Annotated in this window: 6 protein-coding genes and 2 pseudogenes; 3 read left to right on the top strand and 5 right to left on the bottom strand. The window is 62.1% G+C overall.

All coding sequences use genetic code 11. The features are described from left to right. A pseudogene (locus tag IB272_RS35250) lies at positions 1 to 232 on the bottom strand (molybdate ABC transporter permease subunit); the annotation flags it as partial. 418 nt (positions 233 to 650) lie between these two features. Here IB272_RS35250 and IB272_RS35725 point away from each other — a divergent pair. The 3 genes and pseudogenes from IB272_RS35725 to IB272_RS33690 form a co-directional block, all read left to right on the top strand. After that, positions 651 to 875 (top strand): annotated as a pseudogene (locus IB272_RS35725) (alpha/beta hydrolase); the annotation flags it as partial. A 103-nt stretch (positions 876 to 978) separates the two neighbouring features. Then, the gene (locus tag IB272_RS35720; RefSeq protein ID WP_348646844.1) at positions 979 to 1,257 is read left to right on the top strand and encodes an alpha/beta hydrolase; all 279 of its coding nucleotides are present in this window, start codon (positions 979 to 981) and stop codon (positions 1,255 to 1,257) included. Positions 1,258 to 1,564: 307 nt separating this feature from the next. Continuing rightward, entirely contained in the window at positions 1,565 to 2,971 is a 1,407-nt protein-coding gene (locus IB272_RS33690; RefSeq protein WP_192445828.1) for an FAD/NAD(P)-binding protein, read from the top strand. Between the two features lie 10 nt (positions 2,972 to 2,981). On the opposite strand, the gene IB272_RS33685 is transcribed toward IB272_RS33690, so the two are convergent. The 4 genes from IB272_RS33685 to IB272_RS33670 all read right to left on the bottom strand — a co-directional run bounded on the left by IB272_RS33685 (position 2,982) and on the right by IB272_RS33670 (position 6,320). Then, the gene (locus IB272_RS33685; RefSeq protein ID WP_246810514.1) at positions 2,982 to 3,800 is read right to left on the bottom strand and encodes an ABC transporter permease subunit; all 819 of its coding nucleotides are present in this window, start codon (positions 3,798 to 3,800) and stop codon (positions 2,982 to 2,984) included. 29 nt (positions 3,801 to 3,829) lie between these two features. Beyond that, positions 3,830 to 4,621, bottom strand: coding sequence for an ABC transporter ATP-binding protein (locus IB272_RS33680; RefSeq protein ID WP_192445826.1), 792 nt, complete (start codon positions 4,619 to 4,621; stop codon positions 3,830 to 3,832). Positions 4,622 to 4,692: 71 nt separating this feature from the next. Then, a complete protein-coding gene (tauA, locus tag IB272_RS33675; protein WP_192445825.1) occupies positions 4,693 to 5,700 on the bottom strand; it encodes a taurine ABC transporter substrate-binding protein in 1,008 nt (335 codons plus the stop codon). A gap of 167 nt (positions 5,701 to 5,867) precedes the next feature. Beyond that, positions 5,868 to 6,320 carry a flavin reductase family protein gene (locus IB272_RS33670; protein WP_234798818.1) on the bottom strand — a complete coding sequence of 151 codons (453 nt, stop codon included), beginning with the start codon at positions 6,318 to 6,320 and terminating at the stop codon, positions 5,868 to 5,870. Positions 6,321 to 6,572 lie beyond the last annotated feature (252 nt).

Raw genomic sequence — 6,572 nt, 5'->3', positions numbered from 1 at the left:
CGATAAAGGCCGTGCCGAAGGAGATCTTCAAGGCATTGAGCGTGCGCGGATCAAGCGCCAGCGCCACGAACTGCGCCCAGCCGAGCCCGCTGGCGCGAAACACCAGTCCCGACAACGGGATCAACACGATCAGAACCAGCCAGCTCAGCGTGATCCCGAGCGACAATCCAAATCCAGGCAAAACACTCGGCTGGCGAAATCGCCACCGGTCCCCATTGCGTCGCTCCGTCACCTTTCGGTCACCTCTTAGCCCCGCAGCCGCGAGCGGCTGCGCTATCCCCTCATCCAAACCGATCTTCAAACCGCCGGTTGGCCGGCTTGTTCGAGCGCCGGTATCTTTCGGCGCCAAACTACCAATTTCATGGGCTCCAACAACGCAAATTTTTGACGCTTCGGCGGCCGGAAGGGAAACTGATTTTCGCTTCTGACCGCGTCTCAAGAAACACTCTGCTCCCAACTTTGTTCCATGCCTGACATCTAAAATGATGGAAGGCAAACGATGCAGCTGAAAAGTTATGCTATAGAATTTATAGATATTGAATGTTCCTTGCTTACGCGCTGTGTCCCGCTCTTCCATAATCAAGCCATGAATCGGGCGCGGCAGAATGCGCGGCCGTTACTTTGAAACATTCTTGTAAGCGGCTGATGTCATGGCAACAACGCTCATCATTCCCGGGCTGTTCGGATCGGGCAGCGGCCACTGGCAGCGCCATTGGCTCAATGACAATCCGCAGGCGGTTCTTGTCGAACAGGACGATTGGGATCGCCCGAGGCTCGATCTTTGGCGCGACAGGCTCGAACACGAGATCTTCCGGCATGGAACAGTCGACCTCGTGGCCCACAGCCTCGGCTGCCTTCTGGTCGCCAATCTCGTGCGGCGCCCGCTCGCCCGGCAGGTGCGCAGCGCCTTGCTCGTCGCGCCGTGCGATCTCGGTCCGACCGATCGGCTTCATCCGGGTGCCATCGGATTTCGGGTCGATGCCCGATCTGCCCTTGCCTTTTTCGAGCCTCGTCGTCGGCAGCCTGAACGACCCCCATATGCCTTTCGACCGCCTGCGTCATTTTTCGACCCGCTGGGGCAGCCGCCTCGTCGATCTTGGCCATGCCGGGCACATCAACATTGCCAGTGGTTTTGGCCGCTGGTCGCATGGCTATGACCTATGGAGGGTGTTGAACGGGATTTCGCGTCGGGAGTTTGCACGTGCGCAGCCGGGCGAATTTTCAGAGCAGTTACCCTTGCCAAACGGCGTGGCTTGAACGCTCCAGGGCATGGCGAGGGAGACCGCTTTGCGTGGTCGTGTCACACGGCCCTTGATGTCGGCGCCGTTTCGCGCTCTAATAACGCACAAAGTTTATAGAATATACCGTCTTGGGATGCGCATGCGCCAAGGTGCCAGGCCAGCCGGGATAGGACATACGGGCTCGACCGTCCTTGCGGGATATCTTCTCGCGACCCTGCAGATGGTCGCCGATACCCTCACAATTCGGTCGGTGTCTGCGTTGAGGACCGAAACAGCCATGCATTTCAAACTTTGCCGGCGGGGCCGGCCATAGGAGAGTGCACATGACTGTCCATGGATTGTTTGCCAAGACGTCTCCGACGGAAATGGCTTCCAGGGGCAAGCCGCATATCGCCATCGTCGGCCGCGGTTTTTCCGGTGTAATGATGGCTATCGCCCTGATGAAGTCTGTGCGGGCCGCCTTTCACGTCCATCTCTTCGACCCGCAACCGACGATCAGCGGCGGGCAGGTCCTGGCGGCCGCCCAGAGCGGCGAAATCCTCAACAGCCGCGTTCGCGACCTTTCGGTGGCCGCCGGTCAGCCCGAAGACTTCAACGACTGGCTCTCGGCCAATGCCGAGTTTCGCGCCGCCGTGCCGGCCGCCATTCCCGGGTTCCAGCAGATCTTCGTGCCGAAGAGCATCTTCAGCGACTACGTTTACCAGCGCTTCTCCGAGGCGCTGACGCGCCGGCCGGATATTTCGATGCAGCTCTCCTGTCAGGCGGTGCTTGGTCTTCGCAAGCAGGCTAATGGGCGCTTTCTCGTGGTGCAGGACAACGCGACGGTGGAATGCGACGCCGTTGTGCTGGCGACTGGTTTTGGTTTGCGCCGCGGCGAGATGGAAGTCGCCGACGAGAAAAAGCCACTGGTGCGCGCCCGTCGTCTCGTCGTGCCGCGCCACACGGTGCTGCTCGGTAGCGGAGTCCGGGTGGTCGACCGCCTGTTGCAGCTTCGCGATAACGGCTTTGCCGGCGAGGTCACCATCCTCTCCCGCCATGGTTTCCTGCCGCAGCCGCATACCCGTCTTTCGGCAGCGCCGACATTTCCGGTCGAGCCGATGCCGACGCGGCTCGGCGAGATCGTTCGCTTCGTCCGGCAGGCCTGTGCCGAAGCAGAAGAGGCAGGGCTCGGCTGGCAGGCGGCCATGAACGGCCTGCGCCGACGGGCGCGGTCCCTCTGGCAGGCGCTGCCAGAGGAAGAAAAACATCGCTTTAACCGGCACCTGCGGTCGATCTACGACAGCCATCGCAATCGCCTGCCGGCACCCCTCTACCTGCGTCTCCGGCAGGAGCTTGCCAGCGAGCGGACCGTGCTGCGCAAGGGCTGGGCCGGCCGGCGCCGTCCGGAAGGGTTGATGGTGCGCTTTGCCGGTGAAATCCAGGAGACGCTGCTGTCAGCCGACCAGGTGATAGACTGTCGTTGTTCGGCGCCCGATCTTCAGGCGCCGTTGATGCAGAGCCTTTTTTCCGGCGGCCTTGCCGAACCCGACGAACTCGATCTCGGCATTGCCGTCAGCCCTGCGGGCGAAGTGCTCGCGGGCGGAGGCCCGACGCGCGATCTCTACGCAATCGGGCCGCTCGGCGTTGGCAGCCTGCCCGACATCGATCTCGTGCCGGAAATCGTCACGCAGACCTATGCCGCGGCGCGACTGATCGCAACCCGGAACCGGGTCACTCTGAAGACTGGCTAAGGCTTGCCGCTTAGCGCCGCGTCGCCCAGGGCACCAGCCAGCGCTCGATGAGGCGTGCCGCCAGTTCGAACAGGAAGGCGACGGCGGCGATCACGACGATGCCGGCAATGACCACGTCGGTCACAAGGAACTGGGCGGCGGACTGGATCATGAAACCGAGGCCGCGGGTTGCGGCGACGAGTTCGGCCGCCACCAGCGTCGACCACCCGGCGCCGAGCGCGATACGGGTTCCCGTGAGGATCGAGGGCAGGGCGCTCGGCACGATGACATGGCGCAGGACCTGTAGCCGCGACGCGCCGAAGGAGCGCGCCGCGTTGACGTGATCGGCCGACGCGGAACGGACGCCCGTTGCCGTCGAAAGGATGACCGGCGGTAACATCGCCAGTGCAATCACCACAATCTTCGACGCTTCGCCGATGCCGAGCCAGATGATCACCAGGGGAAGATAGGCAAGCGGCGGCAGCGGTCGCAAGAATTCGACGATCGGATCGAGGATGCCTTTGCCGAGACGGCTCGCTCCGATGGCAAGGCCGGCGGGAATGCCGGCGACGAGAGCGACGGCAAGGGCGCCGAAGATCCGCAGCAGGCTGGCGCCGACGTGCTCAGCGAGCGTCGCATCGACAAAACCGGTGATGGCAAGGCTCCGGAGTGCCTGGTAGACGGCAACCGGTGACGGCAGGAACAGCGGCGAGACGAAACCATAGCTGGAGGCAAGGCTCCAGAGGAAAAGCAGTGCCGTAATGGTCGCGAGCGAAATCCAGACAAGCGGCAATGGTGGTCGGTCGGCGCTCTGTTCCGGTTGCTCGTCTAGGTCGCGTGCCGTCGGCATGATGGGCGGCAGGCCTTCAACCGAGATGCTCATGCGGCAATTTCTTCTTCTTCGGCATGGATGAGCACGGTCAATTCGTCCTGCAGCCGGCGAAAGGCGGCTGAGCTGCGGATTTCCGAAAGCGGTGTCCCTGCGAGGTGATCGCGGCCGAAGGTCGTGAAGATTTCGCTGGTGATCCGGCCGGGATTGGGGGCAAGCACGATAACCCGCGTTGCCAGCAGCAGCGCCTCCTCGATGCTGTGGGTTATCAGGAGGGCGCCGACTCTATTCTGTTGCCATATGTCCAGAAGAAAGCCCTGTATACGGCTGCGGGTCAGCGCGTCGAGCGCGCCGAGCGGCTCGTCCATCAACAGAAACTTCGGGCTGGAGGCGAGCGCACGGGCAATGCCGACACGCTGGCGCATGCCGCCCGAGAGTTCCCAGACGTGCCGCTCGGCTGCATCGCTGAGCCCGACCTGATCGAGAAGGGCTCGCGCCCGCCGAAGCCGATCCGCCTTGGAAATACCGCGCAGGCGCAGGGGAAAGGCGACATTGTCGAGGGCGGTCAGCCACGGATAGAGCGCATCGTCCTGGAACACGACGGCGCGCTCTGCCCCTGGGCCGGCGACCGGCGCGCCATCGAGCCGAACGCGGCCGCTGCTTGGTTTCACGAAGCCAGCAGCTAGATTGAGAAGGCTGGTCTTGCCGGAGCCGGAGCGGCCGATGACGACAACGAATTCGTCGTGGTCGATCGACAGATCGATCGATGCAAGCACCGGCGTGTTCCGGCCGGCATCGGCCGCGTATCGCAATGTGACATTCTCAAGCGAGAGGACGGACATGCTGTTCTCCTGGCATGGCGCAGTGCGCCCGCCCGAAGATTTCATCCGGGCGGGCAGCAATTGAGTGAACGTCAGAACGAGAGCTTTGCCGCTTCCTGCGCCCAGCGGGCGGAAACGTAGGGCGCGTAGTCGGGGAGGACTGCCGGGATTTTGCCCTGTTCGAGCAGGAAGGCCGAGGTCTGGGCGATCGCCTTGACGGTCGCGCCGCCGAGAAGATCAGCGCTTGCCTGCTCTTCGAGCGAAGGGAAGTAATAGCCCTTTAGCAGGTTTGGCACCTCCTCGGGCTTTGCGCCGGTGAGCCGTGCAATCTTCTCGGCCTGCGGCGAGCCCGCGCTCCAGGCCTCCGGCTTGGCGCGGTAGTCCGCATAGGCGTCACCGGTCACCTTGACGAAGCCGGTGACGATTTCAGGATGTTCCTCGGCAAACTTCTTGCTGACGATCCAGGCGTCGAAGGTCGGGCCGCCCCATTTCGCGACGTCGCTCGATGTCGCAAGCACTGTCGCGGTCTTCTTGATTTCGGAGAGAACCGGATCCCAGACATAGGCGCCATCGATATCACCGCGCTGCCATGCAGCCGCGATCTCCGGTGGCCGGAGGTTGAGGATTTCAACCGCCTTCGGGTCAATGTTCCAGTGTTTCAAGGCGGTGAGCAGGCTGTAATGCGCTGTCGAGACGAAGGGCGTTGCAATCTTCTTGCCGGCAAGCTTTTCCGGCTTGTCGATCCCCTTGACGGCCAGCGCCTCTGCGTCGCTGATCAGGCCGACGACGAAAATTGTTTCGAGCGGAATTTGGCGGCTCGCGGCGGCGGCCAGCGGCGAGGATCCGACATAGCCGATGTCGATCGACCCGGATGCAAGTGCCGCAATCACGTCTGCGCCACCGTCGAATTTCTGCCAGGTGATCTTGGCGCCGGTCACCTTCTCATAGGTCCCGTCTGCCTGCGGCACGCGCGACGGCTCGACGATGGGCTGGTAGCCGATGGTCAGCATCGTTTCGTCCGCATGGGCTGGAAGGGAAAGCTGGCTCGCCGCCAAGAGGGCGGCACTGGCGGCAAGAAGGGTGCGTCTGCGGATCGTCATCGTATGCTCCTCAACGGTTGCGGCTTCCTCGGGAAGTCCTGACATTATGTTGATTAAAAGCATGGATTTTATGTAGATAAACTATTCCGCTTTTTGTGGCTTTGCAGAGAGCCCATTCCAAATTTGAGATCCGTGGCAGCGCTCTGTGCCATGCATGGAAAGCAGCGTCAGAACTGCACGCCGCCGTAGCGGCCGTTGTGGTAGACGATCGGTTCGCCGGTCCCCGCGGTAATCGCCACAACCCGACCGAGGATGATCGCATGGCTATGGCGCTCGATGATCTCCTCGACCTCGCAATCGATAGCGGCAAGCGCGCCGGCAAGCGCCGACGCGCCGCTGGCAAGCCGGATCCATTCGGCGCCATCGTAGCGAGCGGCGCCCTTGGTGCCATCGACACCGGAGAAACGCTCGGCGACCCTTTGCTGTTCGCGCGACAGAAGGTTGACGCAGAAATGCCGATAGCGCTCGATGACCGGCCAGGTGGAGGATGTGCGGTTGATGTTGACGATCATGGTCGGCGGATCGACGGCGAGCGCGGTTGCGGAGGTCACGGTGGCGCCGGTACGCTCTTCGCCTATCCCTGCGGTGATGACGGAGACGCCACCTGAGAAGTTGCGCATGGCCGCCTTCAGCGCCGGCGTGGTGATCGACCCGTAACCATTGGCGGTCGGAACGATGGCATCGAATGCGGGAGAAGCGGCAAGCGCAATGGTCATGGCCAAATCCTCGAAAAATTTAATCTAATTCCCGGTCGCTCACGGCTGCTGCGGGAAAAATTTTTCCTCACATCAAGGATGATCGTCCGAATTCTTATTGTCAATAAATTTTATAGAGTTTATGCTTTTTGACAATCGAGGGACGCTCTTGCGTGC

It is taken from the genome of Ensifer sp. ENS08 (assembly GCF_014852195.1).
Classification (GTDB): domain Bacteria; phylum Pseudomonadota; class Alphaproteobacteria; order Rhizobiales; family Rhizobiaceae; genus Ensifer; species Ensifer adhaerens.
The sequence above is the reverse complement of the archived record's forward strand: the minus strand, read 5'-3'. Positions and strand labels throughout refer to the sequence as shown.